Origin of the sequence: Corynebacterium sp. H127 (assembly GCF_037482665.1) — a bacterium.
Lineage (GTDB): Bacteria > Actinomycetota > Actinomycetes > Mycobacteriales > Mycobacteriaceae > Corynebacterium.
In genome coordinates, this window is record NZ_JBBHKY010000001.1 from 87,017 (window position 1) to 111,178 (window position 24,162).

Annotated in this window: 21 protein-coding genes and 1 tRNA gene; 7 read left to right on the forward strand and 15 right to left on the reverse strand. The window is 60.1% G+C overall.

All coding sequences use genetic code 11. From position 1 onward, the window contains the following. Positions 1-92 precede the first annotated feature (92 nt). The 4 genes from WG936_RS00395 to WG936_RS00410 are packed head-to-tail and all read right to left on the reverse strand — an operon-like array spanning position 93 to position 4,398. Positions 93-476: a hypothetical protein gene (locus tag WG936_RS00395; protein ID WP_339571806.1), complete on the reverse strand. Its 384-nt coding sequence runs from the start codon at positions 474-476 to the stop codon at positions 93-95. 11 nt (positions 477-487) lie between these two features. Further along, positions 488-1,024: a YbhB/YbcL family Raf kinase inhibitor-like protein gene (locus tag WG936_RS00400; RefSeq protein WP_339571807.1), complete on the reverse strand. Its 537-nt coding sequence runs from the start codon at positions 1,022-1,024 to the stop codon at positions 488-490. A 33-nt stretch (positions 1,025-1,057) separates the two neighbouring features. Next, positions 1,058-2,818, reverse strand: coding sequence for an ABC transporter ATP-binding protein (locus tag WG936_RS00405; RefSeq protein ID WP_339571808.1), 1,761 nt, complete (start codon positions 2,816-2,818; stop codon positions 1,058-1,060). After that, a complete protein-coding gene (locus WG936_RS00410) occupies positions 2,815-4,398 on the reverse strand; it encodes an ABC transporter ATP-binding protein (protein ID WP_339571809.1) in 1,584 nt (527 codons plus the stop codon). The genes WG936_RS00405 and WG936_RS00410 overlap by 4 nt, the downstream gene beginning before the upstream one ends. A 122-nt stretch (positions 4,399-4,520) precedes the next feature. On the opposite strand from WG936_RS00410, the gene WG936_RS00415 reads away from it, so the two are divergent. Beyond that, a tRNA-Leu gene (locus WG936_RS00415) sits at positions 4,521-4,606 on the forward strand. 120 nt (positions 4,607-4,726) lie between these two features. Here the strand turns inward: WG936_RS00415 and WG936_RS00420 are convergent. Then, positions 4,727-6,193: a DUF5129 domain-containing protein gene (locus WG936_RS00420; RefSeq protein ID WP_339571810.1), complete on the reverse strand. Its 1,467-nt coding sequence runs from the start codon at positions 6,191-6,193 to the stop codon at positions 4,727-4,729. Positions 6,194-6,228: 35 nt separating this feature from the next. Here WG936_RS00420 and WG936_RS00425 point away from each other — a divergent pair, with 35 nt between their 5' ends. Together WG936_RS00425 and WG936_RS00430 are read left to right on the forward strand one after the other, a co-directional pair. After that, on the forward strand, positions 6,229-7,719 hold the full coding sequence (locus tag WG936_RS00425; protein ID WP_339571811.1) for an SDR family NAD(P)-dependent oxidoreductase: 1,491 nt from the start codon (positions 6,229-6,231) through the stop codon (positions 7,717-7,719). Then, a complete protein-coding gene (locus WG936_RS00430; protein ID WP_339563558.1) occupies positions 7,713-8,309 on the forward strand; it encodes a GNAT family N-acetyltransferase in 597 nt (198 codons plus the stop codon). The genes WG936_RS00425 and WG936_RS00430 overlap by 7 nt, the downstream gene beginning before the upstream one ends. Here the strand turns inward: WG936_RS00430 and WG936_RS00435 are convergent. Further along, positions 8,306-8,731: a cupin domain-containing protein gene (locus WG936_RS00435; RefSeq protein WP_339571812.1), complete on the reverse strand. Its 426-nt coding sequence runs from the start codon at positions 8,729-8,731 to the stop codon at positions 8,306-8,308. The genes WG936_RS00430 and WG936_RS00435 overlap by 4 nt on opposite strands. Before the next feature lie 130 nt (positions 8,732-8,861). On the opposite strand from WG936_RS00435, the gene WG936_RS00440 reads away from it, so the two are divergent. Then, positions 8,862-10,061 (forward strand): DUF222 domain-containing protein, encoded by a 1,200-nt coding sequence (locus WG936_RS00440; protein WP_339571813.1) that lies wholly within the window; start codon positions 8,862-8,864, stop codon positions 10,059-10,061. A gap of 197 nt (positions 10,062-10,258) precedes the next feature. Here WG936_RS00440 and meaB read toward each other — a convergent pair whose 3' ends face one another. From meaB to WG936_RS00455, 3 genes are all read right to left on the reverse strand, one after another. Then, the gene (gene meaB, locus WG936_RS00445) at positions 10,259-11,356 is read right to left on the reverse strand and encodes a methylmalonyl Co-A mutase-associated GTPase MeaB (RefSeq protein WP_339571814.1); all 1,098 of its coding nucleotides are present in this window, start codon (positions 11,354-11,356) and stop codon (positions 10,259-10,261) included. A gap of 87 nt (positions 11,357-11,443) precedes the next feature. Next, positions 11,444-13,657 (reverse strand): methylmalonyl-CoA mutase, encoded by a 2,214-nt coding sequence (gene scpA, locus WG936_RS00450; RefSeq protein ID WP_339563554.1) that lies wholly within the window; start codon positions 13,655-13,657, stop codon positions 11,444-11,446. Between the two features lie 8 nt (positions 13,658-13,665). Beyond that, complete coding sequence (locus tag WG936_RS00455) at positions 13,666-15,564, reverse strand: methylmalonyl-CoA mutase family protein (RefSeq protein ID WP_445227915.1); 1,899 nt, start codon at positions 15,562-15,564, stop codon at positions 13,666-13,668. A 238-nt stretch (positions 15,565-15,802) separates the two neighbouring features. Between WG936_RS00455 and WG936_RS00460 the strand changes: the two genes are divergently transcribed. Further along, a complete protein-coding gene (locus WG936_RS00460) occupies positions 15,803-16,486 on the forward strand; it encodes a TVP38/TMEM64 family protein (protein ID WP_339563552.1) in 684 nt (227 codons plus the stop codon). 10 nt (positions 16,487-16,496) lie between these two features. Then, positions 16,497-17,105 (forward strand): MarR family transcriptional regulator, encoded by a 609-nt coding sequence (locus WG936_RS00465; protein WP_339571816.1) that lies wholly within the window; start codon positions 16,497-16,499, stop codon positions 17,103-17,105. Here the strand turns inward: WG936_RS00465 and WG936_RS00470 are convergent. Genes WG936_RS00470 through WG936_RS00480 form a run of 3 tightly spaced genes read right to left on the reverse strand, consistent with a single transcriptional unit; the run spans position 17,056 to position 19,622 of the window. Further along, a complete protein-coding gene (locus tag WG936_RS00470; RefSeq protein ID WP_339563550.1) occupies positions 17,056-18,315 on the reverse strand; it encodes an SPFH domain-containing protein in 1,260 nt (419 codons plus the stop codon). The genes WG936_RS00465 and WG936_RS00470 overlap by 50 nt on opposite strands. Position 18,316: 1 nt before the next feature. Next, positions 18,317-18,745, reverse strand: a complete 429-nt coding sequence (locus WG936_RS00475; protein WP_339563549.1) for an NfeD family protein — start codon at positions 18,743-18,745, stop codon at positions 18,317-18,319. 40 nt (positions 18,746-18,785) lie between these two features. After that, positions 18,786-19,622: a DUF3097 domain-containing protein gene (locus WG936_RS00480; RefSeq protein ID WP_339571817.1), complete on the reverse strand. Its 837-nt coding sequence runs from the start codon at positions 19,620-19,622 to the stop codon at positions 18,786-18,788. Between the two features lie 34 nt (positions 19,623-19,656). Between WG936_RS00480 and WG936_RS00485 the strand changes: the two genes are divergently transcribed. Continuing rightward, complete coding sequence (locus tag WG936_RS00485) at positions 19,657-20,421, forward strand: hypothetical protein (RefSeq protein WP_339571818.1); 765 nt, start codon at positions 19,657-19,659, stop codon at positions 20,419-20,421. Here the strand turns inward: WG936_RS00485 and WG936_RS00490 are convergent, their stop codons facing one another. The 3 genes from WG936_RS00490 to WG936_RS00500 all read right to left on the reverse strand — a co-directional run bounded on the left by WG936_RS00490 (position 20,422) and on the right by WG936_RS00500 (position 24,121). Continuing rightward, entirely contained in the window at positions 20,422-21,489 is a 1,068-nt protein-coding gene (locus tag WG936_RS00490) for a ferrochelatase (protein WP_339571819.1), read from the reverse strand. A 24-nt stretch (positions 21,490-21,513) separates the two neighbouring features. Then, positions 21,514-23,184: a DIP1281 family NlpC/P60 protein gene (locus WG936_RS00495; RefSeq protein WP_445227922.1), complete on the reverse strand. Its 1,671-nt coding sequence runs from the start codon at positions 23,182-23,184 to the stop codon at positions 21,514-21,516. A gap of 430 nt (positions 23,185-23,614) precedes the next feature. After that, a complete protein-coding gene (locus WG936_RS00500) occupies positions 23,615-24,121 on the reverse strand; it encodes an Rv1476 family membrane protein (protein ID WP_339571821.1) in 507 nt (168 codons plus the stop codon). Positions 24,122-24,162: the final 41 nt, after the last annotated feature.

A 24,162-nucleotide genomic window follows, 5' to 3' on the forward strand; every position in this document is an offset into this window, starting at 1 on the left:
CACACATAGCAAGTGTGCAGCAGGGTTTTCTTCCGAAATCCGACTTTCATGATCCGACTTTGACCGTGTACGGGGCGGCTGGCGTCGCAAAGCTAGCGGGCTGGAAGAGCCGCGCGACGAAGCACCAGCCCGCACAACAGTGCAACGATGGCATAAGCGGGCAACCACCACTGCTCCATCACGTGAATCGGATCGTTCGGAATGAACCGGCCGCCCACCACGAGTAGTAACGCCACCGCCAGCGCGAATACGCTCCAGGCGCCGCGAGCTTGGCCGGGAGCTGACATTCCAAAGGCTCCCAGGATCGCTGCGGCCGCCAGGATCAAAAGGAAGCGTGGCGTTACCTGGAACGGCATCAAGAAGCCTTCCGTAACTACCTGCACGAAAGTGAAGATGGCCAGCACAATGGCGATGGCGACAAAGGCACCGCCTGCGCGAATCGCGGCCGGAATGGTCGTGTTAGCAGCATCACTCATAGGCGGTTAGCTTAGTGGTTTTCGTGCCAGCCCCACGTGATTGCGCGCCCAAGGGTGTGGAAGTACAGGTTGAACCCCAGCACTGTGGGGGTAGCATCCGCAGGGATATCGAGTTTCTCCACGTCAAGGGCATGCACTGCGAAAAGGTAGCGGTGCGGAGCATGACCAGCCGGAGGATTCGGGCCATAGTAACCGCGCTTACCGGAGTCGCCCTTCAGCGTGACGACGCCCTCGATGCCACCCAAAGTTTCGTCCCCAGCGCCCGCTGGAAGCTCATTCACAGAAGCCGGGATATTAAACACCGCCCAGTGCCAAAACCCAGATGCGGTAGGTGCATCCGGGTCAAAACACGTGATAGCCAGGGACTTGGTGCCCTCGGGAAGATCGGACCACTGCAATTGCGGGGAAACATCAGAGCCACCGAGTTGCTCCGGCTTAAAGGTGCCACCGTCCGCGAAGTCTGAGGAGCTCAGGGGAAAGGAGGGCTTATCGCCAAGCGCCGCGTATGGATCAGGACCAGGGAAACGATCATCAATGTAAGAAGTCATACTTCCCTTATACCTGGGTTAGCTCGGCCTCGGCTAGGATTCCCACTTTTCGTACAGGCGCGCATAGGTACCTGTCCGTGCGAGCAACTCCACATGCGTGCCGTCCTCAATGACCCGCCCCTCCTCCATCACGATGATGCGGTCTGCGCTGCGCGCCTGGTCGAGTCGGTGCGCCACCACTAAGGCAGTGCGCTGCTTTGCGACGGCCGTAGCTGCCGTCTCCAATGCCCGAGCGCTGTCACTACCCGCCTCCGCGGTCGCCTCATCCATGAGAAGTGCTGGTGGATCGACCAGAATGATCCGTGCGAGGGAAATCTGCTGTTGTACCTCTGGGGCCAATTCCTCGGCTCCGGCACCCACTTTGGTCTCCAGCCCCTCCGGTAGCCAGCGGCGCCAAGAAGTGGTGTCGGGGTGGAGGCCGACCTGTGCCAGGGCGGCAAGTAGTTCGGAATCGGAGGCGTTTGGGGATGCGAGGCGGAGGTCGTCGGCAAGCGTGCCCGCAAAGATATGTACCTCTTGGCTGATTAGGACTACCTGGCGGGAGACCCAGGAATCCGGAACCGTGGCGGTGTCGATGCCGTCGATGAGGATGCGACCTTGGGTGGGGCGTTGTAGCCCTGCGATGAGCCCGGCGAGGGTGGATTTGCCGGCGCCTGAGGCTCCTACCAGGGCCGTGGTAGTGCCAGCATCCAGCGTGAGGTCGAGATCAGAAAGGATCGGTGCGGCTCCGGGGTAGGCAAAGGTCAGGCCCTCGATACGGATCTCTGGGCTGCGCTGCAAATCTGCAGGTTCCGTGGCTGAAGGGGGCGCCAGCTTGGCAAGGGCGACGGCGCGGCCAAGGCAGGTCATCGCGTTCTGGATCTCGCCCGCGAAGTACATCACGTTGAAGACATGGATCTCTATGCGTGAGACCAACAGCATCGCGGTGGAAGCGCCGCCCAGAGAGACTTCTCCTTGGTACACAAGCCACGCTGAGAGTGCAAAGCTGCCGAGGATCAGGATGCCGTAGGCAAAGACCCCGTGTCCGGTCAGTCGGTTGAACAGCGGTTCCCTACTAGCGACGGCCTGGACGCTCGCCCAGGAAGTGCGCGCTAGGCGTCGTGAAGCCCAGCTTTGCAAGCCCAGTGCCCGCAACGTGGGTAAACCGCGGATGGTGTCGAGCAGCTGGTTGTTGCGCTTGGCGTCGGCATCAGCCACGGTGTTCGAAGCGGCGGGCAGCAGGAGTGTATTTGCTCGGGCGAGCGGGAACACCAACACTACGGCGAGCAAGAACACGAGGAAGAAGCTCCAATGCACCAGGGTGATCGATACCAAGGTGAAGGGGAACATCAGCGCGGTCACCACCACACGCACACCCATGGTGGTGACCATGCGGACGGCGGCGTCAATATCTTTGGTCAGTCGCGAGATAACGTTGCCGGTACCCAGCTCCAGCATGTCGGGAACGAGCGCACGCAATGCAGCTGATAAAGCAGCCTCGCGGACATCTACAGACATGCGTCGCGCGCGTGACTGCAAGAGGAACTGCCCGGTCGCCCGGCCAGCGGCTTCGACGGTCATCGCGGTGGCTATTAACACCACCAGCTTCAGATAGGCGGGACTGCCAGAGCCGAAGAATGGTACGGATGCGTGGTTGATGACGTCGACAAGCTGCCCAATCAGCGCGGTGGCGGACATCATGCACAGCAAAGTGGCGAGAAATACTGCGGAGCTAATCACCCACCAGGTGGCGCGAGGACGGGCCGGCAGCGTTTTTAGGTAGCGCCCGATCTCGGTGATGCTGGCTGGATTCATGGTCGGGCCTCCTCGGCATCGAAGTCGCGGACACGATCAGCGACCGCGATCCAACCGCGAGAAGTAGTCAACACCACCGTGAGACAATCGCGTCGCAACTCCCGGGTGTGTTGAGCTACCCGATCTAGGGTCACGGAATCCAAACCGGTAGTTGGGTCATCAAGCACCAAAACTTGCGGGTCCAAGGCCAATGCTCTGGCGAGCGCGACACGCTGCCGCTGACCGCCGGAAAGATTGAGTCCGGCCTCCCCAATCGGCATGGCGGGAAGCTCACCATTATCGCCGAAGCCACCGAGCCGGCGCACGATGTCGCTGCAGGAGGCAGCCCTTAGCGCCTCGAAAACCAGTGGCGCGGTACCCGTTGGATCGATATTGTCCGCCAAACTGCCCTCAAACACGTGGGCTGCATGTGGTGGCCGCAGGCCTCCGAGCCGCGCCAATTCTGCCTCCGCACGCTGTCGGGCGGCAGGAGTCTCCGCAAGCCAGACTTCGAGGCCTATTGTGTCTGAGTGCGCCAATCCCGCTTGCTCCTCTAGGGGGCTAGCTGCGGTGGCGAGATCGATGATGCGGCTAGCGGAAGCATTCGCGCGGGCCCAGTATTCGGTGAAGAATCCGAGGGCATGGCCAGTCACCGTCAACGCAGGTGGCGCCAACAGCGTGACCGTGAAGAATTCACCCGGCGTGATCCGGCCACTTACGGCGTACCAACCGGCGAAGGCTAACACCGCGATGTTGGCAGTAAGGGGTACGAGCTGTCGCAAGAAAGTAGTGATCGCGGTGACCTTCGCATCTTGCACCATGGTATCCAGTGCAGACCGCGCCGCCGTCTGGAACTTGCGCTCGCTCTCGCCGATGGCGCCCAGACCCTTCAAGACTCGGGACCCCTGGGCGAAATCGGTGGCCAATGACACTGAGGCCGATTCTGCAGCACGGCGTTGCGAGGAGACCTGGGAAATTGCTTTGCCGGTGAAATAGGAAGCTACCGCAGTGCCGACCCCGCCCGCCAAAATGATCAGCGCTAGGACCGGCGAAAACAGGCTCACGACGACGATCGCTGAGGCCATGTAGGTGACCATTGCCAAGGGGAAGTTCAACACATACTTGACGTCGCTGAGCTGTTGGACATCCTCATCGGTCGTGTTCAACAACTCGCCCGGGGTCTTAGAGCTCCGGGTTCGAATGAAGCCGCTGATTAGTTCCAAACGCCGATCATGAGCAACCCGGAAGCTGGAGAGCGTGGTGAGTGAGTCAGCCGTCGCGTCGACCAAGAACATAAACAGCAGGGCCGCGGCTACTGTTGCTAACGCGGTACACACCTGGGCGACATCCGGTTGTGGAATCACCCGATCGAGGCCAAAGCCAATAATTCGCGAGATCAGCGCCGAATTCACTGAAGAAACACTCCAGGCAACAACCAACACCCAAAAGGCGGTCCGGTGGCTGGTCAGCGTCTGCCGGACAAGCTTGCTGGAGCTCGGATTGTTGGCAAGGAGGGACGCTGGGGTTTGTCCCGGCTGCTCCGGCACAAACCACGCCCACGTCCGCAGGCGCGGCGGTACTTTCGCAGGATGGGTGAACATGAGAACTGAGGATACCCTAATTACGTCCGTGGAACTTAACCTGACCTGCCGATTTGTGTTGCAATTCAAAATCAGGCTATTGTTTACGAGTGCCCAGCCGCAAGGCTGAAAACAAACACCCTGCCCGGGTGGCGGAATGGCAGACGCGCTAGCTTGAGGTGCTAGTGTCCTACTAATGGACGTGGGGGTTCAAGTCCCCCCTCGGGCACAGAAATAGGCGCCGAATACCCTTGAAAATACAAGGTGATTCGGCGCCTTTCTTATGCGCAGTGCCGGGCGCCCCCCCTGACTCTCCTGTCAAGAAAGCGCAGCCCGCAGTTCGTGCCTACTAGAAGCTCGAGGAGCCACCCGCACCGCTGAAGCCAGAGCTAAAGGTTGTGCTGGTTGCACTGCTATTTGCGGTATTTTGCGTCGCGATGGCGTCGCTATGCCATGTCTGCATCGCCCAGAATGGTACGAAGTTGCTGTAGCCATATCCGGGGCGGTAGTTCTGCTCGTAAATTGTAGGGACGCTCGGCTGGGAGGAAGCATCCTTAACATCGGAGAACTGCTGCTCCTTCAAAGCTGTCAAGGCGCTTTGGTAGTCGTCGAGTAGCATTGCGTAGCGCTCGAGGAAGTCCGGAGCAGTACTGCTTTCGAGTAGCCGCTCGGCATCTGTGTGCGCAGCTGCGAAGCTCTGGTACAACCCGGAAGAGGTGTCGGCGACGCTTCCTTGCGCCGCGAGGATGTCCTTGCGCAGCGCAATGACTTCGCTTTCTCGCGTGGTTTTATCCCCGTGTTCCAGTTTGAACAGAGTGTCAATGTTGTCCTCGGCATAGCTGACCTGCCGAGCGACCGTCGCGGCTGCACCAATCTCGGTAGCGCGTGAAAGAATCTGCTCTGGTTCCGAGCTGGCAGTAAGCCCTCCGAAGCTCTCGACCTGCTCATGCAGGTTCAAGAAACGATCACGCACCTCGGCCCACTCGGAGCGCATCTGCGCATGCGCTAGCGGCGAGGTCAGGGAGTTAGCGCGGATATCAATACCGTCTAGACGGCCCGCTAGCTCGCCATACTCCTTGGAGATGAAATCTAGGTCTTCTCGCGCGGCAGCGAGGATTTGTTCCCGCTTGCGTCGGGTAGTTCCCACAACGGCCGCGCCCGCTGCCGCTATTGCGGCTGCCCCGCCGCCGCCTCCAAGCACCGCAGCCCAGCGGTTCTCCACCGCGTTGTCATAGCGGGTGTCTGCAAGCCCCGCAGTATCGGTCGCCATGCTCGCGCCCGCGAAGAGGCCCGCAGGGATGTTGTTGTCCTTCACCCCTGGTTTGATTGCATCAAGGCTGTCATCCAAGTGGCTGCTTTCGCGCAAATCCAACTGGGCTGCGACGTCCTCGCCAGCGTTGATGAACGCTCCCCGGGGGTCGAGGCCTACTCCGACGATGAGGACGCCGTCTGTGAACTTGTCCTTCCCGATCAAATCGGGTCGGTTATCCCGCAGGTACTCCTCCAGCGTGTCTTTGACGTTGTCCTTGTTCTTGGCAAAAACAATGTAGTGCAGCTGCTGGACGGTGTCCGGGGCTTGGATGCGAGGGGCCTCGTGTAGCATCCGCGCCTCGTCTTCGGCGCTTAAAACGTCCTCAGGGTCGTGGATCTCAGTCTTCTGAATCGCATGCATCGGTGCCGTTATAGCGTAGTCCGCTCGTTCGGGCGCATCGGTAGTAGCAAACAGTGCGCCGCCCACACCTCCACCGACAAGCAGGGCTGACAGCGCGGTGCCGGCCATGATTTTAGAGACAGTTGTTCTGGGCTGAGCGGTCATGAGACCACTGTAACCGGTGTGGTTGACTGGAAGCCATGGCTATCGATCCCGCCGAACTGCGTACGTGTTTGAAAGTCCTGGAGCAGGCCGGCTCTTTGGACGCTACAGATGAGGATTCGCTGACGCTGCAACGGGCGGTGGCGAAGCTGTTTAAGCAGGTGAAGAAGCGGCGTCGTGAAGCAGCGAAGCAAGTCCGGCGGGAGGCAGATGCGGCGGTGCTTTCCACAACCGCAACCGCGAACCCCGCGCGTATCGACGACGAAACCGCCGGCCTGCTCGTCCGCCCCGTGGGCGCAGCACCTGTTGCCTTAGAACGCGGCGCGGTGGCAACACCACAGGGTTGGGCGGGGGCGCTCTACCGTCCGCAGAACTGCTACGTGTGCAAGCAGCCCTACACATTGGTAGATTCCTTCCACCACCAGTTGTGCCCCGAGTGCGCGGCTGATAACCGTGCCCGCCGCGATGCCCGGGTCGACCTGAGGGGGCGACGTGCGCTGCTGACCGGAGGCCGAGCGAAAATCGGCTTATACATCGCTTTGAATCTGCTTCGCGACGGAGCCGACGTCACCATCACGACGCGTTTCCCGCGCGATGCGGTGCGTCGCTTTTCTGCAGTGGGCGACTCGGATGAATGGCTGTCACGTCTGCACGTGGTGGGTATTGATCTTCGTAACCCGGTTGCCGTCGCCGACCTCGCAGATAACGTTGCTGCCGCCGGGCCTTTGGACATTTTGATCAACAACGCAGCCCAAACCGTGCGGCGCTCCCCTGGCGCCTATTCGAGTCTGGTGGACGCGGAAGCCGAGCCGCTAACTGAGGCACAGCGTGGCGTGGACCTGCAGGCCTTAGGCGCCTCCGCGGATCTGCACCCGGCCGCGCTGGTCGGTGGCTCGGAAGGTCCTGGCTTTGCAGGACCTGGCCGTGCAGGACCTGGTTTTGCTGGGCAGCTGGCGGAGTTGGCGATGCTCGGGGGCTCCTCCTCCCCAGCCCGCGTAGCCGACGGCACTGCGGTGGATGCTGGCGGTCTGATCCCCGACTTGGTGTCCCACAATTCCTGGGTAGCCACGGTGGGCGAGGTCGATCCACTGGAGCTGCTAGAGGTGCAGCTGTGCAACCAAACCGCCCCGTTCATTCTGATCAACAGACTACGCCCTGCATTAGAAGCCTCGACTTTTAGACGCAAGTACGTAGTGAACGTTTCCGCCATGGAAGGTGTCTTCGGGCGGGGCTATAAGGGGCCGGGACACCCGCACACCAACATGGCCAAAGCCGCATTGAACATGCTGACGCGGACAGCTGCGGGGGAACTTTTCGAGCATGGCATCCTCATGACTGCCGTCGACACGGGCTGGATTACCGACGAAAGACCGCACTCCACCAAGTCACGGCTGGCGGAGGAAGGATTCCACGCTCCCCTAGACTTAGTCGACGGTGCAGCTCGGGTGTACGATCCGATTGTGCAAGGTGAAAACGGCGTCGACCTCTATGGCTGCTTCTTGAAGGATTACAGGCCACATCAATGGTAACTATTAGACCCGCCACTGCGGCCGATGTTCCGGACGTCGCTGCGCTCATGGCAGCTTCCTTTTCCGCCGACGACGCGATCACCCGGTATTTCAAAGGCCTTCCCGGAATCGGTACCGCGCAGCACGAATCCGCTTTGGCAAAGCTCTTCGCGCAACAGCTGAGCATTGAATACCTCCCCTTAGGGCGCGTGGATCTTGCCTATGAGAATTCCGAGCTGCTCGGCGCTGGCTGCTGGTATCCGCCCGATGCGCCAAGCCCAACTGTGCGGGACTATTTCCGGATGTTTGGTCGGCACGCTCCCCTGATAATGGCCCGGGAGTGCTACGCGGACATGTTCACACCGCGGCAACCGCATTGGTACCTATACACGTTGGCAGTGGCGCCGGCTGCCCAGGGGCGCGGCGTGGGCTCGGCGTTGCTGTCCCACGGCCTCGCGCGTGCCGACGACGCGGACATGCCTTGCTATTTGGAGGCAACAACGCCCGATTCCCAGCGGCTTTATGAGCGTTGGGGGTTTGTAGCGCAAAGAGAAATCCCCACTCCTGGCGCGCAGCCAAATGAAGTGGGGATGTGCCGAAACGCTAGTTAGTGCTGCTCGTTCGGGTCGTTATCGGCGTCTTCTTTAGTCTTATGAACCGTACCTGGCTTGTGATCAGGTGCAGCGTAGATTGAGTACACCTTGAGCTCCTCGGTGCCTTCATTAATCACGTTGTGCCACTTGCCGGCAGGGACAAAAATAGCCCAGTCGTCTTCAACGACCTGGTCAATGTCGAGGCTATCTGCGGAGTCGCCAATCATGACATGGCCCTTACCGGCCTCTACGCGCAGGAACTGGTCATGATCGTCGTGAACCTCTGCCCCGATCTCGCCGCCTGCCGGTATGTTCATCACGGTCATCTGGAGGAACTTGCCGGTCCACAGCGTGTCGCGGAAGTTCTCGTTGTCCGTGGTGGCTTTCTCGATATCTAAGACGTATGGGTGCGGGCCGTGATCCTGCAACAAATCGGACATCTGGTTTCCTCCTGTGTGAGATGGATTCTTTAACTACCAGTGTAGGTAAAACTGCTGAGACTTGTGCTGTTCGAACATATGTCCGTATTGCTTGTGGAATGTGTCTGGTGGTGAATTGACAATTAGAGCCATGAAGAGTTTCGAACAGATTGCCGAGGTGATCGATGCTGGCGTATGCGGCCAGCTCGAGGTCCTCGCGATGCTGGAAACTCATGGTTGCGGACCGGACCACCTGAAGAATCTACTGCTCTCCCTAAGACAGTTGCAGCGACTAACCGAGCTGACCAGCATCAGTTTGCTGCGGGAACTAGAACAACGCTCCGGCTTTCATCCAAATTCCCGAAACAGTCGCAACAAGATGATCTACGCGGGCAGATTCAGCCGTGGCGAGCTGCGGGACCTCACCCGCCTCAGCGCCGAGCTTTTCGACGCCCCGGCCGCCCTCACCCATCCCGACGGCAAACAGGCAACAATGCCGGCAACCCGTTCTGGGATGGCTGCTGGCGCTTTTGGGGTAGCTTCAGCCATGGAGATCGCTCGTGTACTGGACCAAGTACCCGCGAACACGCCAGCCGAAACGCTGGCATGGGTGGAAGGTACCTTGGCGGAGATAGCAACACAGCTAGCCCCGGAAGACCTCCGCAAGGCAGGGCTGAAAATCCTGCAGGGTCTGAACGCCGATGATGAACCAGCCGACGCGGAACGGCAACGGAAACGCGACGCTACTTTGTCCGGCCAAGGTGCAAACCTGATGTCGGGACTCAAAGTGACAGCCACTCCCGAATTGGATGCCCTATTGCGTAGACTGTTCGCAGATTACGGTGGCCCGGGCGATCTTCTGCCCACAGGCGAAAAGGACGCAGATACCCGCACAGCCGGTCAACGCCGACACGATGCACTCGTAGCGGCCTTGGCACATGCACTGCACCGCAATGGCCCGATGCCGCCGACCCGGGGCTGTAGCACAGTGGTTGCGACGATGACTATGGAGCAGCTGCGTGCAGCAGCGGGGATAGTTCCTAGCGACGTGGGAACCATGCTGCCCGTTCGTGATCTCCTGCGCCTCGGCGCAGACAAGAACGCCTTCCTCGCGATCCTGGACGACGACACCGGAAACCTCATCGAACTTGGGCGTAGCAAGCGCGCGGCTGATGTCTATGCCTATCTCGGGCTTGTCGCAGCCCAAGGCGGAGACATGACACCAGGATCGGGACCTACCAGCAGCACTGTGCGAAATGCATCATCTAACAGCGTGGCGCTTCGGAGGCAAAACCAGTGGCGAGAACTTGATGCTGGTAGGCCACCGCACCCACCGCAACATCGACGATGAAAAATCCAACCCCGACAAATGGTGGACCTTCTGTTCGGACAGCGGCCAAATGCTATGGCGCCCGCCGCGCGGACAATCCCCCGGGCGGGAAGCACAAGCGAACTTCAATCCCAGTACCTGGTTCAATCCAGGACAGGCACTAAGATTCGGGCTGCACACCCCTGCTGCGGTTCCGCCATTCCAGCATGCTGCCTAAGCTACTCGGAGGCGTGCTCGTCAAAAGCTCGCAAAATGCGTTCCGCAGCGAGGGTCGGGGTGATCTTGCCCGTGCGCAACTGCTGCTCGACATCAGTGCGTGCTGCCACTACTTCTCTGTTGGTAGTCAGTCTTTGCAACAGCGTCTCATGCACCATCGACCACATCCAACCAACCTGCTGCTCACGCCGCCGCTTCTCGAACTCCCCGGCCTCACGCATCACACGGTTGTGCTCCAGAATGTGCTCCCAGAACTCATCAATGCCACTGTGATCAACCGCGGACATCGTCATTGTCGGCGGGTGCCAAAGCTCCTTCTCACTCCGAACCATCCGCAGCGCTGCCTGCAACTCCCGGGCAGCTCGCTTCGCGTGTTTGACGTTCGGACCATCAGCCTTGTTGATCGCAACGATTTCCGCCATCTCCAACACCCCCTTCTTGATGCCCTGGAGCTGGTCACCAGCCCCAGCAAGCGCCAAGAAGGCAAACACATCCACCATCTGCGACACAGCCACCTCAGACTGTCCCACGCCCACGGTTTCAACGATGATCACGTCATAGCCCGCTGCCTCAAACACCACCATCGATTCCCGCGTCGCCTTAGCCACACCGCCGAGCGTGCCAGCAGAAGGCGAAGGTCGAATAAACGCATTATCCTCCGCAGACAACTTCGACATGCGGGTCTTATCGCCAAGAATCGAGCCGCGTGTCTTAGTAGACGAGGGGTCGATCGCCAGCACCGCCACCTTGTGACCCTTGGCAATCAGCTTCATACCGAGGGCCTCAATGGTGGTCGACTTGCCCACACCCGGCACACCGGTCAGCCCTACCCGCAACGCGTTCCCGGAATACGGCAGCAACCGAACCAGCAGTTCCTGCGCCAACACCCGATGAGCAGGGGCGGTAGATTCCAACAGCGTCACCGCCCGGGCGATCTGCGTGCGGTCGCCAGCGCGGACGGCGTCGTAAAGCTTATCGACGTCGATACGCTGGCGCGCCCGCTTGACCATCTCCGGGGCGACCGCCGTCTGCGAGCCGAGATCAGTACCGGCGGTGGTGGTCAACGAGCCAAGCGAGTGCTCGAGAAAGCCGTTATCCACGGTGAATCCACTCCTAAAGTGCTTGCTAAATAGCGCAGACGGCGTACCAGCCTCACCTGAAGCTCGTACGCCGCCCTTGGGGAAAACTTAAGCGTCGACCTTCAGATCGAAGCCAAGATTCGCTGACAGCTTAGTCAGCATGTCGATCGCAGAGTCCGCGATGACCGTACCCGGAGGGTAGATCGCCGCGGCACCCATGTCATAAAGCTCCTGGAAATCTCCCGGAGGGATAACGCCACCGACAATGATCATGATGTCCTCACGACCCAGCTTTGCCAGCTCCTCCTTCAGCGCAGGCACCAGAGTCAGGTGACCGGCCGCGAGGGAGGATACGCCCACGACGTGAACGTCCGCGTCGACGGCACTGCGTGCCGCTTCCGCAGGGGTCTGGAACAGCGGTCCGACATCCACATCCATGCCGAGGTCGGCGTATGCGGAAGCGATAACCTTCTGACCGCGGTCATGGCCATCCTGGCCCATCTTGGCGATGAAGATACGCGGACGGCGACCTTCCTCAGCCTCAAAGGCATCAGCCATTGCGATCGCCTTGGTGACGTTAGACACCTCGCCTTCCTTTCCGACCTCGTCCTTGTACACGCCGGACAGGGTCTTGATCTCAGCCTCGTGGCGGCCGAAGACCTTCTCCAGCGCCATGGAGATCTCGCCCACAGTCGCCTTCGCACGGGCAGCATCGACCGCGAGCTTGAGCAGGTTGGAATCCAAATCGCCGGCTTCGCGTTCCTCGGTAGCTGCGGCACTAGTGAGAGCCTCCAACGCATGCTGCACATCGGCCTCATTGCGCTCAGCACGCAACCGATCGAGCTTCTCCAGCTGCTCAGTGCGAACCTTGGAGTTCTCGACCTTCAGCACCTCGATCTGCTCGTCTTCCTCGACGATGTACTTGTTCACACCAATCAGCGCCTGACGGCCCGAATCGATGCGAGCCTGGGTGCGCGCAGCAGACTCCTCAATGCGCAGCTTAGGAATTCCCTCGCTGGTCGCCTGGGCCATGCCGCCGGCTTCCTCAACTTCTTCGATGTGCTTACGAGCGCGCTTGACCAGCTCGTTAGTCAACCACTCCACGTAATAAGAGCCAGCCCAAGGGTCAACCGGGCGGACCGTGCCAGACTCCTGCTGCAGCAACAACTGAGTGTTACGAGCGATACGAGCCGAGAAGTCAGTAGGCAGCGCCAGCGCCTCATCCAACGCGTTGGTGTGCAGCGACTGGGTGTGGCCCTGGGTTGCAGCCATGGCCTCGATGCAGGTACGAGAGACGTTATTGAACACGTCCTGCGCCGTCAGCGACCAACCAGAAGTCTGCGAGTGAGTACGCAACGACTGAGACTTAGGGTTCTTCGGGTCGAACTTAGCCACCAGCTCGCTCCACAACAGACGGCCAGCGCGCAGCTTGGCGATCTCCATGAAGGTGTACATCGAAATACCCCAGAAGAAGGACAGTCGTGGCGCGAACTTGTCCACGTCCAATCCGACATCTTTACCGGCGCGAATGTACTCGATGCCGTCGGCAAGCGTGTAGGCGAGCTCGAGGTCGGCGGTCGCGCCCGCTTCCTGGATGTGGTAACCGGAGATGGAGATGGAGTTGAAGCGCGGCATCTTCAGCGAGGTGTACTCGAAAATGTTCGAGATGATGCGCATCGACGGCTTCGGCGGGTAAATGTAGGTGTTACGAACCATGAACTCCTTCAGAATATCGTTCTGAATGGTTCCGGCAAGCTGCTCGGGGGCGACGCCCTGCTCCTCAGCAGCCACAATGTAAAGCGCAAGGATCGGCAGCACAGCGCCGTTCATGGTCATGGACACGGACACGTTTCCGAGGTCAATGCCCTCGAACAGTTGGCGCATGTCCAGGATGGAGTCGATGGCCACGCCAGCCATACCGACGTCGCCAACAACGCGCTCGTTGTCAGAGTCGTAACCGCGGTGGGTTGCCAAGTCGAAAGCGACCGACAGGCCCTTCTGACCAGCAGCCAAGTTACGGCGGTAGAAGGCGTTGGATTCCGCAGCCGTGGAGAAGCCAGCGTACTGACGAATCGTCCAGGGCTGGTTGGTGTACATGGTTGGGTATGGTCCACGCATGAACGGTGCGATACCTGGGAAGGAATCAATCGGGTGCCCCGCGGCGGCGGCATCGTCACGATCGGCGCGGGTATATACCCGCTTGACGTCGATCCCTTCCGGGGTGGCCCACACCTTGTCTGCGGTAGATGCAGCAGGTGCGTCGGTGTTCGGTGCAGCGTCCGAGGTGCGCGGCACCTCAGCAAAATTCGGGATGGTGGTCATGATTCCTCTCACGCTCCCAGCTTGGAAAGCAGGTCGGCCAGTGTCGACGCTGCATCGATCTTCATATTGACGTAGCCATCTGGTTGTACTTCAGCGGCCGCGAAAGACTTCTCTGCGCCGGCGACCAGGATTGTGCCTACGCCAGCTTCGCGCAGCGCCTTAACGACGTCCACGCCCGTGGCTTCATATTCCTGATCGGTGCCACACACCACCACGATGTCGGTGGCCTGCGCGGCGGCCGCGAATTCCTCGGTGCCAGGAGTGAGCTGACCTGGGTTCAACGTCTCTATGCCACCAGAAGCCAACAGGTTCGCGGTGAAACCAGTGCGCACATTGTGCTTGGCCAGCGGGCCAATAGGGATCATCCCGATCAGCGGGCGCTTACCGTTGGCCTCCAAGAAGGCGTCGGAGCGGTTACGCAGCGCCTCAAACTCGGCGGCCCAGCGGCGCACTCCGAGTGGTTCCTTGCGCAATTCGGCGGGTAGTGGCTTCTCGCCGAGGTTCGGGAACTCATTGATGCCGGTGACCTTCTTCACGCGGTGCGCAACATCCTTGCGAACCTGCTCGAATGACGCCAGCAGCTTCGCCTGTACATCGGCCTGCGCGGCCTGATATCCACCAGCAGCTTCAACAGCAGTGAACTCTTCCCAGGCCTTCTCTGCCAATTGCTGGGTCAAAGACTCTACAAAGTAGGAGCCGCCCGCAGGGTCAACCACGTAGCCGAGGTGGGATTCCTCTAGAAGCAACAGGTTCGTGTTGCGTGCGATGCGCGCGGCGAAGACCCGCGAGGTGCCCGGGAAACCACCCGCGATAGCGTGGTCGAAAGGCAATACCTCCACGTCAGCTGCGCCACCGACACCCGCGGCGAACGCAGCGACGGTCACGCGCAGCATGTTCACCCAGGGGTCTCGCTGGGAGAACATCGCCGGTGCGGTCTGGGCATGCTGCGGTGCGAGAGCCGCCCCAGGTGCGCCGAGGACCTCGGCTACTCGCGACCACAAGGTGCGAGCCACGCGGAACTTAGCGATCTGCTCAAACTGGTCGTCGGTTGCAGCGAAGCGGAAGGAGATCTGCGCCAGCGCATCTTCGACCGACAAGCCGGCTGCTGTGAGTGCGCGGACGTATTCGACGCCAACTGCGAGAGCGAATCCGACTTCCTGCGCGTCGGTAGCGCCCTGGTTGCTGAAGGCCACGGCGTCGACAAGCAGCGTGCGCATCGTGCCAGCGTACTGCGCACTATCGACGGCCAGCGCCACTGCCTGATCGAGGCTCAGGGACTCGGCGCCCAGCAGAGGCGCGGTGAGTGGGGCTACGGAAAGCTCGAAACGGGCGTTGTCTGCCAGCTTCTTCAGCTCTGCTGCTGCAGCACCTGCGTCCTTGCCTGCGATGACGCGAACCTCGACGAGATCGAGGAGCACATCCTTAAGCACAGTCTCCAGATCGGAGGGGCGCAGTCCTGCGGTGAGGTCGATGACCAAGTCAGTGGTGCCATTATTTAGCGCGTGCAGGATTGCCTTGTTGGTGGCGGCTGCATCACCGGCGGTACCGGAGGCAATACCACCGAAGGTTTCAGTCACTCCCCACCCGATCCTGTCACCGGAGGTGTTGACGCCACCGCGGGTGTATGGGAACACCCCGGGTGCAGACACCTCGGCCTGCTCATCGGCGCGAGTGTAAAGCGGGTTGACGTCGATACCCTCTGCGGTCGTGTGAACCAGACGGGTCCACACATCCATTGGAACATCTGCGATGTCCTTCTTCTGTACACGTGCAAACACCTTGGCTACTGCCTTGTACCACTCCTGCTGATTCGCTTCGAAATCTGCAGGCAGCGAGGTATTTACCGCGTTCGACTGTACATCAGTCACTACGGACCTTCTCCCCTTGTGCGTCACTTTAAGTTGCATAACTAGTCACCGCGAGCCAAAAACCACACCGTAGTTGCAGCTCACAATTACCCTCAAGTGTACCGAGGAGCGCACCCGTGCGTGCCGCGTTCGGGCAGACACACAACATGGTTAACCCCGCCCGACGGCAAAATCCCAGTTCAAAAGCTATCGCCCGGGAAACAAGTTGGGGCAGGTCACAATACACCCGCGCGCCGATGCTCTCTGACAGCGCTTGCCCAGGATAACCTAGGACTTTGTGCAGACTCCTCGTCCTACTTACTGGCGCTTCGTGGCCTTCGGCGCTTTTCTCATCGTGGGCATCATCCTCGCCCTCACGGTGGAACTGCCCAGCCTGGAGCAGCTCCGCCGGTGGACGTCAGCGATGGGCCCCTGGGCGTTGCTGGGATTCTTCGCGCTATACGTGGTGATCACCCAATTCCCCATACCGCGCACCGCGTTGACTGTGTCAGCTGGAGTATTGTTCGGGCCGGCGTTGGGAATTTGCCTTGCACTGAGCGCTACGACGACAGCAGCGTTCCTCTCCATTACCCTGCTGCGCGCGCTCCTCGGCACTGATACGCGAGCTGGTTCTTGGACCGAAAGGCTTGCTACGAAGCACCGCGGACACAAGGCGATGACGAAGATTAATGCGCGCCTGGCCAGCCGTGGCTGGCTTTCGATCTTCAGTCTGCGGTTGATCCCCGGAATCCCCTTCTCAGTACTCAACTACGCAGCATCATTTACCCCGGTAAAAAGGCGCGACTTCACCATCGCCACTTTGTTTGGCTCTGCCCCTTCGACTGTCATTGGAGTGTTGCTCGGCGACTCGCTCACCAGCGGTTCCAACTCACTGGTCGCAGTGCTGCTAGGTTGCCTGGTGGCCGCCGGGTTCCTGGGGCTCCTGTTGGACATATTGCTGCCAGTCAAGCCGTCAGAGTAGACTTAACTGCATGTACGCCATTCATGCTCGTTATCGAGGACGTGCCGTCCGTAGGGCGGAACTCGTGAGCCGCTCTGCGGAAGCCCTCTCCACCCTAGAAGGTGTCGGGGTCTTTGAGGTCATCGGCGTTGAGGACATCATCGCGATTGTTAACACGCCAGAAGCCGTCGCGGATACCTCGATGGCGCTGCTTTCGGCGGGCGAATGGGCAGTCGGAATCGGGATTGTTCCGGACAGTATGAAGCAGGCTGCGGACGTCGCAAAGCGCATGGCCACCTCAGCGCTCGGCTCGCGGGCACGCAGTGGCGTCGTCAAAGCAAAGTTGCAGGCGCCGCGAGGAGCGAAAGAAGAGGCCACCGCGTGGGCGAACGATATTTCAGCATGCTTCCTGTTGCTAGCAACAGTCCTAGCCAAGCGCAGCACCGAAGGGCGGGAAGCCACCTCGCTCATGCGCCGGGGCTACAACCAAAACGAGGCCGCTGCAAAGCTGGGCATCACCAAACAGGCGATGTCCCAGCGGCTACAAGCGGCCGGGTGGCAAGCCGAAACTGCCGGATGGCAGTTAGCGGTTAACCTCTTGGCTCGTGCTCAGGAGTTCCGCCCTGCTCCGGCCGAATGAACTCGCCGTAAGGCTGCTGAGAGGTAGCTTCCGGGGAGATCATTGGGAACTCTGAGGCTACCGGGGTGGAGTTGGAGGTTTCTGGCACTGGACGCTTTCCAGCCAACTCCGGAACTTCCGGCTCTACCGGCTTATTGGCCACTGCGTTGGCTGCGGCAACAGCAGCTGCAATCTCTGGATCAGACTCGGTATTGAACCACTCTTCAGTGTTGTCTTCGGTAGCCAATTCGCGGGTGGCATCGGTTACTTCAGTCGGCTCGAAGCGGAATACACCGTCATCATCCTTCTTGGACATAGCCCGGGCGAACTGCTCGAGGGAATCTCCGAACTGGCTCGGAACCATCCACACCTTGTTGGCGCTCCCCTGTGCCATCTTCGGCAGCTTCTCCAGGTATTGATATGCCAATACCTCGGGAGTCAGCTGTGCAGACTTGATTGCAGCATTAACCTTTTGGATCGAGCGCGCCTCACCCTGTGCCTTGAGGTACTTGGCTGCGCGTTCACCTTCAGCGCGGAGGATCATCGCTTGACGCTCAGCTTCGGCGGAAAGAATCGCGGCGTGCTTCTCGCCCTCGGCGGCGAGGATCTTGGCTTGCTTCTCACCTTCGGCGGTCTTGATGTCCGCCTCGCGCTGGCCTTCTGCCGTCAGAATCGTAGCGCGCTTCTCACGGTCTGCTTTCATCTGCTTTTCCATCGACTGCTGGATCGATGGTGGCGGATCAATTGCCTTCAGCTCCACGCGGCTAATGCGCAGACCCCATTTCGTGGTCGCAGCATCGAGCTCACCACGTAGGCGACGGTTGATTACTTCACGGGAGGTAAGGGTTTCTTCCAGCGTCATTCCGCCCACGACGTCGCGCAGCGTAGCGGTAGAAATCTGTTCCACACCCACGATGTAGTTGTCCACGCCATAGATAGCACGGGCGGCATCGTTGATCTGGAAGGTCACCACGGTGTCAATCGCAACCGTGAGGTTGTCCTGGGTAATTACGGCCTGCGGTGGGAAGGACACGACGCGCTCACGGGTATCCACCTTCGCGCGCACCCGGTCAATGAACGGCACCAGCAGCGTAATGCCACCGGAAACGGTACGGGTATAGCGGCCAAGTCTTTCAATGACCGCTGCCTCGCCCTGAGGGATCAACGCGATGGATTTAACCAGCACGATGACCACAAAGAGCAGGATGACGGCAAGAGCAATAAGCCCCATATCAAAGCTCCTTAAACACGACGGCCGTTGTGCCATCGATACTGACAACGTGGACGCGTTCGCCGACTGCGAACGTTTCAGTGGGAACGAGGGAGCGGGCTGACCAAATGGATCCATCTAGACGGATCTGCCCCCGACCCGCATCGACGGACTCGAGCACCTCTGCGGTCTGGCCTACCAGCGCTTTAGGAGAAGTATCCAACACGAGATCCCGCCGCATGTGGCGATTCAGGACAGGGCGGACAAAAACCAGCAGAGCCACTGCGCACACCGCGAAGCAGGCTACCTCAGCCCAAACCGGGACGTCGGCAAGCGCGATACCCGCAGTCGCCAACGCGGCACCGGCCAGCATCAGCATGGTGAATTCGCCAGCAAGTAACTCGGCCGTGGCTAGAACCACGGCGACAATAAACCAAATGAGTGTTCCCACACCACCAAACTACCTAAGAGTCCAGCCATATGTGGGAGGCTTAACGAAAGTCAGCCTTAGTAAGTTCCGGGACGGTCACCCAGTCTACGAGCTTCTCGACGGCCCCAATTAGCGTCGGATCGAGGTCTCGAAAGCTCTCAACGGCGTGGAACACCCGATTCCATCCTTCGCGCGGATCGCCCCACCCCACGCGCTGACAGATTCCGGTCTTCCAGTCCTCGCCATAAGGAACCTCCGGCCACGCCCGCAACCCAAGCTTCTGTGGCTTCACAGCCGCCCAGATATCAATGAAGGGATGGCCCGTCACAAGCACATGCTCTCCGACGTCCGCGACCAACCGGGTTTCCTTGGATCCGTGAACCAGGTGGTCTGCTAGCACCCCCACGCGTCGTCCTGGGCCGGGTTGAAACTCCGCTAGGCGCTCGGGCAAGTTGTCTAAGCCCTCGAGATACTCCACGACGACTCCTTCCACCCGCAGGTCATGGCCCCACACCTTTTCCACGATGGCGGCGTCGTGAATGCCCTCGACCCAGATCCGCGAGGGGGCCGCCACTTTCGCTTGCACGCCCGCAACCTTCCTTGAACCAGAATTGGAACGCGACGGGGCCTGCTTCGGCACAAAGCGGGTGAGACTCACCCGCTTACCCTCGACGAGGAATCCGCCCGTAACCAGCTTGAAAAGACGTTCCCGACCTTGTCGGTCCTCCAGCCGGATGAAGTCGCCGTCGTAGGTGCGCTCAAACCCGGTGACGGCGCCAACAAAGCCGTCGCTCAACACCTCCACTACGAGGCCAGGCTGCGCGGGGACCGTGGGATATGTGGGGCGTTGCTTGCGTTTGTGACCGGAGAAAATATCGCCAGAGTAGGGATCAGTCATGGAGAAATATCCTATCGGGTAACTTGATTGAATTATGGATCACCGCGCCAACGTCTACTCGCCGCTACAAAACACTGCTATCTGGGTCGCAGCTTGGCTCTACGGCGAAATTTCTACCGATGAGTGTCTGGATGCCCTGCGTGACCTCGGTGGGCCGCACCTGCTGGCGCAACCGGGTTCGCAGGATATCGGCCAGACCGCAGAGCTCCTGCGGCAATTCCGCGCCGCTGCACTGGAGGAGGGGGTCACCTTGCAATTGGCGTTGTCTGGGCCCGGCGATGCTCCGGGCTTGCGTGCGGGTTCTGCGGCTATGACAGCGGCCGTCGCTAGTGGCATCGGCGCTCTCATCATGCCCGGAGCTTTCCCACACAGCCGCATTTTCGTGCCGGTGGCCAGCGCCGTAGGCACTCAGTGGCGTATTTTCGAGGAATCTGCCCCGCTGCCCGCCCCGGCGTACCTTTCCCCGGGTGATGCCGATTTGTTGCTAGCCGACGCCACCCGCCAGGCGGCCACACTGATCGAGAGCCAGCGTTTTTCGACGCCCGACCTCCCGAATCCCCGGCTGACTATCGGCACCCTGGCAGACTTCTACGACACTCCTGGGCTTCCGCATTGCACGCCGCCGCGGGCCGCCAAACTCTTTGCGCGCGCGGACCAAGTCTCCGCAATCATCGAAGCTGTGACTACCCGCATTGGGGATCATTCCTTGGATCCCTTCCTGCTGCCACTAACCAGGCAAATCCGCCTGGCTCGCATGGCCGGAGTGGACTATGCCGTCCGCGAGCTTGCCCGCCTTTAATTAGCTAGCAGTCGGACGCCGCGCCGGCCGACAACAGTCGGCAGCGCACGGCGCACCGTCGACAGTGCAACCTCGGCCTGCAACCTTGCCCAACTTCCGGAGCTGCGCGAGCCCTGCGTGTTCCGCGAGCAACTCGACGACCAGTTCAGTGAACTCAGGGGTCGGTCCCACGGTGTTCACCCGGATTACTTGTTGGCCATTAGCCTTGGCGGCGTTGATCAACTCGGTGTCTAAATCCCACACCACCTCGATGTGATCGGAAATGAATCCGACCGGACAAACCACCATCGTTGCCACCCCGCGCTCATGCAGCGCCTGCGCATGGTCCACAATGTCTGGTTCCAGCCATGGGATGTGCGCAGCTCCGGAGCGTGACTGCCACACTAAGTCATAGTCAGAGATCCCCACCTCCGCAGCGATCAAGCGCGCTGCTTCAGCCACCTGGCTTGAGTAGAGTGGGCCGTCCGCGGGCGTACCGGAGGAATTGTCCGCGGCCAAAGGGATGGAATGCGCGGTGAACACCAGGCGGAAATCTCCGTCGCCAAGAGCGGCAATGGATTCTTGTACGAGGCGCGCGTTGGCGGAGATAAACAGCGGGTGGTCAAAGAACTGCCGCAGCTTAGTAAACGTCAGTTCCGGCAATTGCTGTGCTGCGAGCTCTGCGCGGATTGCCTCGATGTCCTCGTCATACTGTCGGCAACCGGAGTAGCCACCCCATGCCGAGGTTGCGAGCACAGCGACCTTGCGATGGCCGTCGCGAGCAATGTCAGCTGCCGCTTCGGTTCCGAAGGGATGCCAGTTACGGTTGCCAAAGTAGATGGGCAGCCCCGGTACTGCCTCCTGGAGCTTTGCGATGATCTCGCGGTTCAGCGCATTTAGCGGGCTAACGCCGTCAAAGTAGTAGTAGTGCTCGGAGACTTCATCAAGACGCTCTGGGGGAATTCCGCGGCCCCGCGTGACGTTTTCCATGAAGGGTCGGACGTCCGCCACGCCTTCGGGCCCGCCGAAGGACAACACCAAAAGTGCGTCGAACGGCAGGCCCGATATGAGCTCCTCGTTGTTAATCATGCAGACAAGGATACTGCACCGACGTTAGAGCAGACGCACCGCGTAAGGGCTCATGCCACTCCAGCGAACCGGGTTGATGGACACGGTGGATCCGGATTGTGGTGCTTCGATCATCATGCCGTCGCCAAGGTAGATCGCCACGTGATGTTCGGCGTTCGGTCCATAGAAGATGAGGTCTCCGCGCTGCATCTCGCTCGGACTGACCTTGGTGCCGTGCTCGTACTGGTAGCCGGTGTAGTGCGGTAGTGAGATACCCACGCCGGCGAAAGCATAGAGAGTCAAACCTGAACAGTCGAAACCGATCTTGTTGTAGTCGCCGTAGGAGTCAGCCACGCCACCATCACGGATGCCTTGTGTCGGACCGCTCGCGTCGCCGCCGCCCCAGGCATATGGCAAACCGAGCTGCCCCTTGGCGCGGGCGATTACTGCCTCGACCTTTGCTGCGCGTGTACCAGAGGCTACGGTGCCGGGCGCAGCACTGTCGGATCCTGCGGAACCTGCGCCCGATGAAGGAGTACCAGTGCTTGCGCCGGCGCTTTCCTGTGCCCCGCTGTTCTCCTGTGCAGCTGCACCTGGAGTTGCGCCCTGATCGGCAGCTTCAGCAGCAGCCAGGGCGGCTGCAGCGGCCGCCGCTGCGGCGGCCGCAGCGGTCGAGTCTTGGTTTAGCTGCTGTTCCTGCTCGCGTTGGGTCTGCGCCGCCTGCTCAGCGGCAGCTGCTGCGGCCGCCGCTTCCTGCGCCTGGCGCTCGGCTTCCGCGCGTTCGGCTGCAGCGGCAGCTTCGGCGCGTGCCTTTGCTTCTGCTTCAGCCTGCGCACGAGCACGGGCTTCTGCCTCAGCTTTCGCCTTAGCTGCGGCAGCTTCCGCTGCGGCCTTTTCTGCAGCCTTACGAGCTTCTTCTGCCTTAACGAAGTCGGTGTATTCCTTGCGCTGTTCGTGAAGGGTGCTGCGGTTTGCCTTGGCCGCTTCGAGGCGGGCCTTGGCCACGTTACGTTCTTCGATCAGCTGCTTGTGTTCGGTGGCACGTTGCGCCAACAAGGCGGAGTTGGCATCGAGTGCTTGCTTAGCGGCGATCTCCGCTTGGCTTGCCTCAGCTTCCCGCGCTTCGGCAATACGACGCTTTTCGCGGAGGTCTGATTCCTTGTTCGCGGCTTCAGCGCGCAGGCGATCCAATTCCTCGATTGCAGCACGCTGCTTAGCAGCATTGGAACGAAGGTATGTCTGCCGTGCCAATGCGTCTTCGGTATTTGCCGTGCCGGCGGCACCGGCGACAGCTGGGTTAGCAGCACCACGGCGGTACGCAGTACGCGAGACCTCGTCGAGCACCTGTTGCGCCTGCTCGATCTGCTTTTGGGTCTCGTCGAGGTCCGCACGCGCCGCATCGACGTCATCGCGGGCCTTCTTGGCTTCCGCACGCGCGTTGGCGAGGTCTACGTTCGCCTTGTTTACGGCTTCGCGAAGTCCGCCCATCTCATTTTCGAGGGTTGAGACTTCAGATTCTTTCGCGGAGAGATCAGTGGCCAAGCGCGAGACATCGCCGTTGCCCGCAGACACCGCGCTTTCGGCAGCACCGATCTCTGCGTCGGAGGGATTTGGTGGCGCGACCGGTTCAGCCACAGCGGGCACAGTGCTTAGCGACGCGCAGCAGGCGGCAGCTGCCACCCAGGTGCGCGCCTGCGACATGCGGGCTTGCGACATTAACTTCGTTGCCACGTGAACTCCATTCCACCACCGATGGCTGCAAGCAGCTCATTGAAGGTGTCTGAGACAAGATACGGGTAATACGTGGGCTCACATTCCTACCGCTAAACGACGCTAATCAAGCTTATCCCCTTGACCTTCGCGCAATGCTTCCCCACATCAGCGAATTGGGACGGAGATTAACTTTTGTGAAGCGTGCAGACTCATGAGCCGACATGGACACGATAAGTCACAATTGTGCAAATTCAACACTCGTAACCCAGAAGTCACACTAGTAAAGACCAGTCCCATGACTAACTTAGTGGGACTGGCCTGCAGAAACATCTAAAGTTCAAACAGAAAGTGAAATATGTCACATTGTGTAACATTTGCCGTGTTGCGCGGAATATTTGCCGCTCAAACTGTTATCTAACAGTGACCTCTTTGGTCAAGCGTGAGTGCTTGACCGTGCAAAGTAGGCGCTAACAAGGATAGCGAGTAGTAGTGCTACTGCTATGGCGATGTTGATGTACATCCACGGGTACTGCTGCGTATTGAGCGTGTCCACGAACTCCCGCGCTCCGCTCGCTATCTCCGGGTTCGCAAAGAAGTCATACTGCGCTGCTTCAATCTGAGCGCGAGAATAGTCGTGACTGACGATCGCCCCGGAACCGGGCGTGCGGACGATGATTGTTTCAAAGTCGGTGGTGTTCAGAAGCTCTTGCGCAACGTCGCGCGTTGCCGCTGCCCCATTGGGGGTGTGATCCAAGAGCACGAAGGCGGTCTTGCCAAAGCCGGACTCGCTGGCGTGGCGGCTGACGTCGACAAGCTCAGGCTCCAACGAGGGGTACTCGAGGCCGAGCTTATTAATGGCCACACTGTCAGCCTCGATCTGACTCCGTAGCGAGTTCAGATCCACATCCTCAGGAATCATCCGGTCCGTTTCGTTCGACAATAATGCTGGTGTCCTAGAAGTTTAGTGTGGGATCAAACTCC

Bases quoted from the DNA above. Each gene is read 5' to 3' on its own strand.
- WG936_RS00395 (WP_339571806.1), bottom strand. From the start codon at position 476: ATGAGTGATGCTGCTAACACGACCATTCCGGCCGCGATTCGCGCAGGC.
- WG936_RS00400 (WP_339571807.1), bottom strand. From the start codon at position 1,024: ATGACTTCTTACATTGATGATCGTTTCCCTGGTCCTGATCCATACGCG.
- WG936_RS00405 (WP_339571808.1), bottom strand. From the start codon at position 2,818: ATGAATCCAGCCAGCATCACCGAGATCGGGCGCTACCTAAAAACGCTG.
- WG936_RS00410 (WP_339571809.1), bottom strand. From the start codon at position 4,398: ATGTTCACCCATCCTGCGAAAGTACCGCCGCGCCTGCGGACGTGGGCG.
- WG936_RS00420 (WP_339571810.1), bottom strand. From the start codon at position 6,193: ATGACCGCTCAGCCCAGAACAACTGTCTCTAAAATCATGGCCGGCACC.
- WG936_RS00425 (WP_339571811.1), top strand. From the start codon at position 6,229: ATGGCTATCGATCCCGCCGAACTGCGTACGTGTTTGAAAGTCCTGGAG.
- WG936_RS00430 (WP_339563558.1), top strand. From the start codon at position 7,713: ATGGTAACTATTAGACCCGCCACTGCGGCCGATGTTCCGGACGTCGCT.
- WG936_RS00435 (WP_339571812.1), bottom strand. From the start codon at position 8,731: ATGTCCGATTTGTTGCAGGATCACGGCCCGCACCCATACGTCTTAGAT.
- WG936_RS00440 (WP_339571813.1), top strand. From the start codon at position 8,862: ATGAAGAGTTTCGAACAGATTGCCGAGGTGATCGATGCTGGCGTATGC.
- scpA (WP_339563554.1), bottom strand. From the start codon at position 13,657: ATGACCACCATCCCGAATTTTGCTGAGGTGCCGCGCACCTCGGACGCT.
- WG936_RS00455 (WP_445227915.1), bottom strand. From the start codon at position 15,564: ATGCAACTTAAAGTGACGCACAAGGGGAGAAGGTCCGTAGTGACTGAT.
- WG936_RS00465 (WP_339571816.1), top strand. From the start codon at position 16,497: ATGTACGCCATTCATGCTCGTTATCGAGGACGTGCCGTCCGTAGGGCG.
- WG936_RS00470 (WP_339563550.1), bottom strand. From the start codon at position 18,315: ATGGGGCTTATTGCTCTTGCCGTCATCCTGCTCTTTGTGGTCATCGTG.
- WG936_RS00480 (WP_339571817.1), bottom strand. From the start codon at position 19,622: ATGACTGATCCCTACTCTGGCGATATTTTCTCCGGTCACAAACGCAAG.
- WG936_RS00485 (WP_339571818.1), top strand. From the start codon at position 19,657: ATGGATCACCGCGCCAACGTCTACTCGCCGCTACAAAACACTGCTATC.
- WG936_RS00490 (WP_339571819.1), bottom strand. From the start codon at position 21,489: ATGATTAACAACGAGGAGCTCATATCGGGCCTGCCGTTCGACGCACTT.
- WG936_RS00495 (WP_445227922.1), bottom strand. From the start codon at position 23,184: ATGTCGCAAGCCCGCATGTCGCAGGCGCGCACCTGGGTGGCAGCTGCC.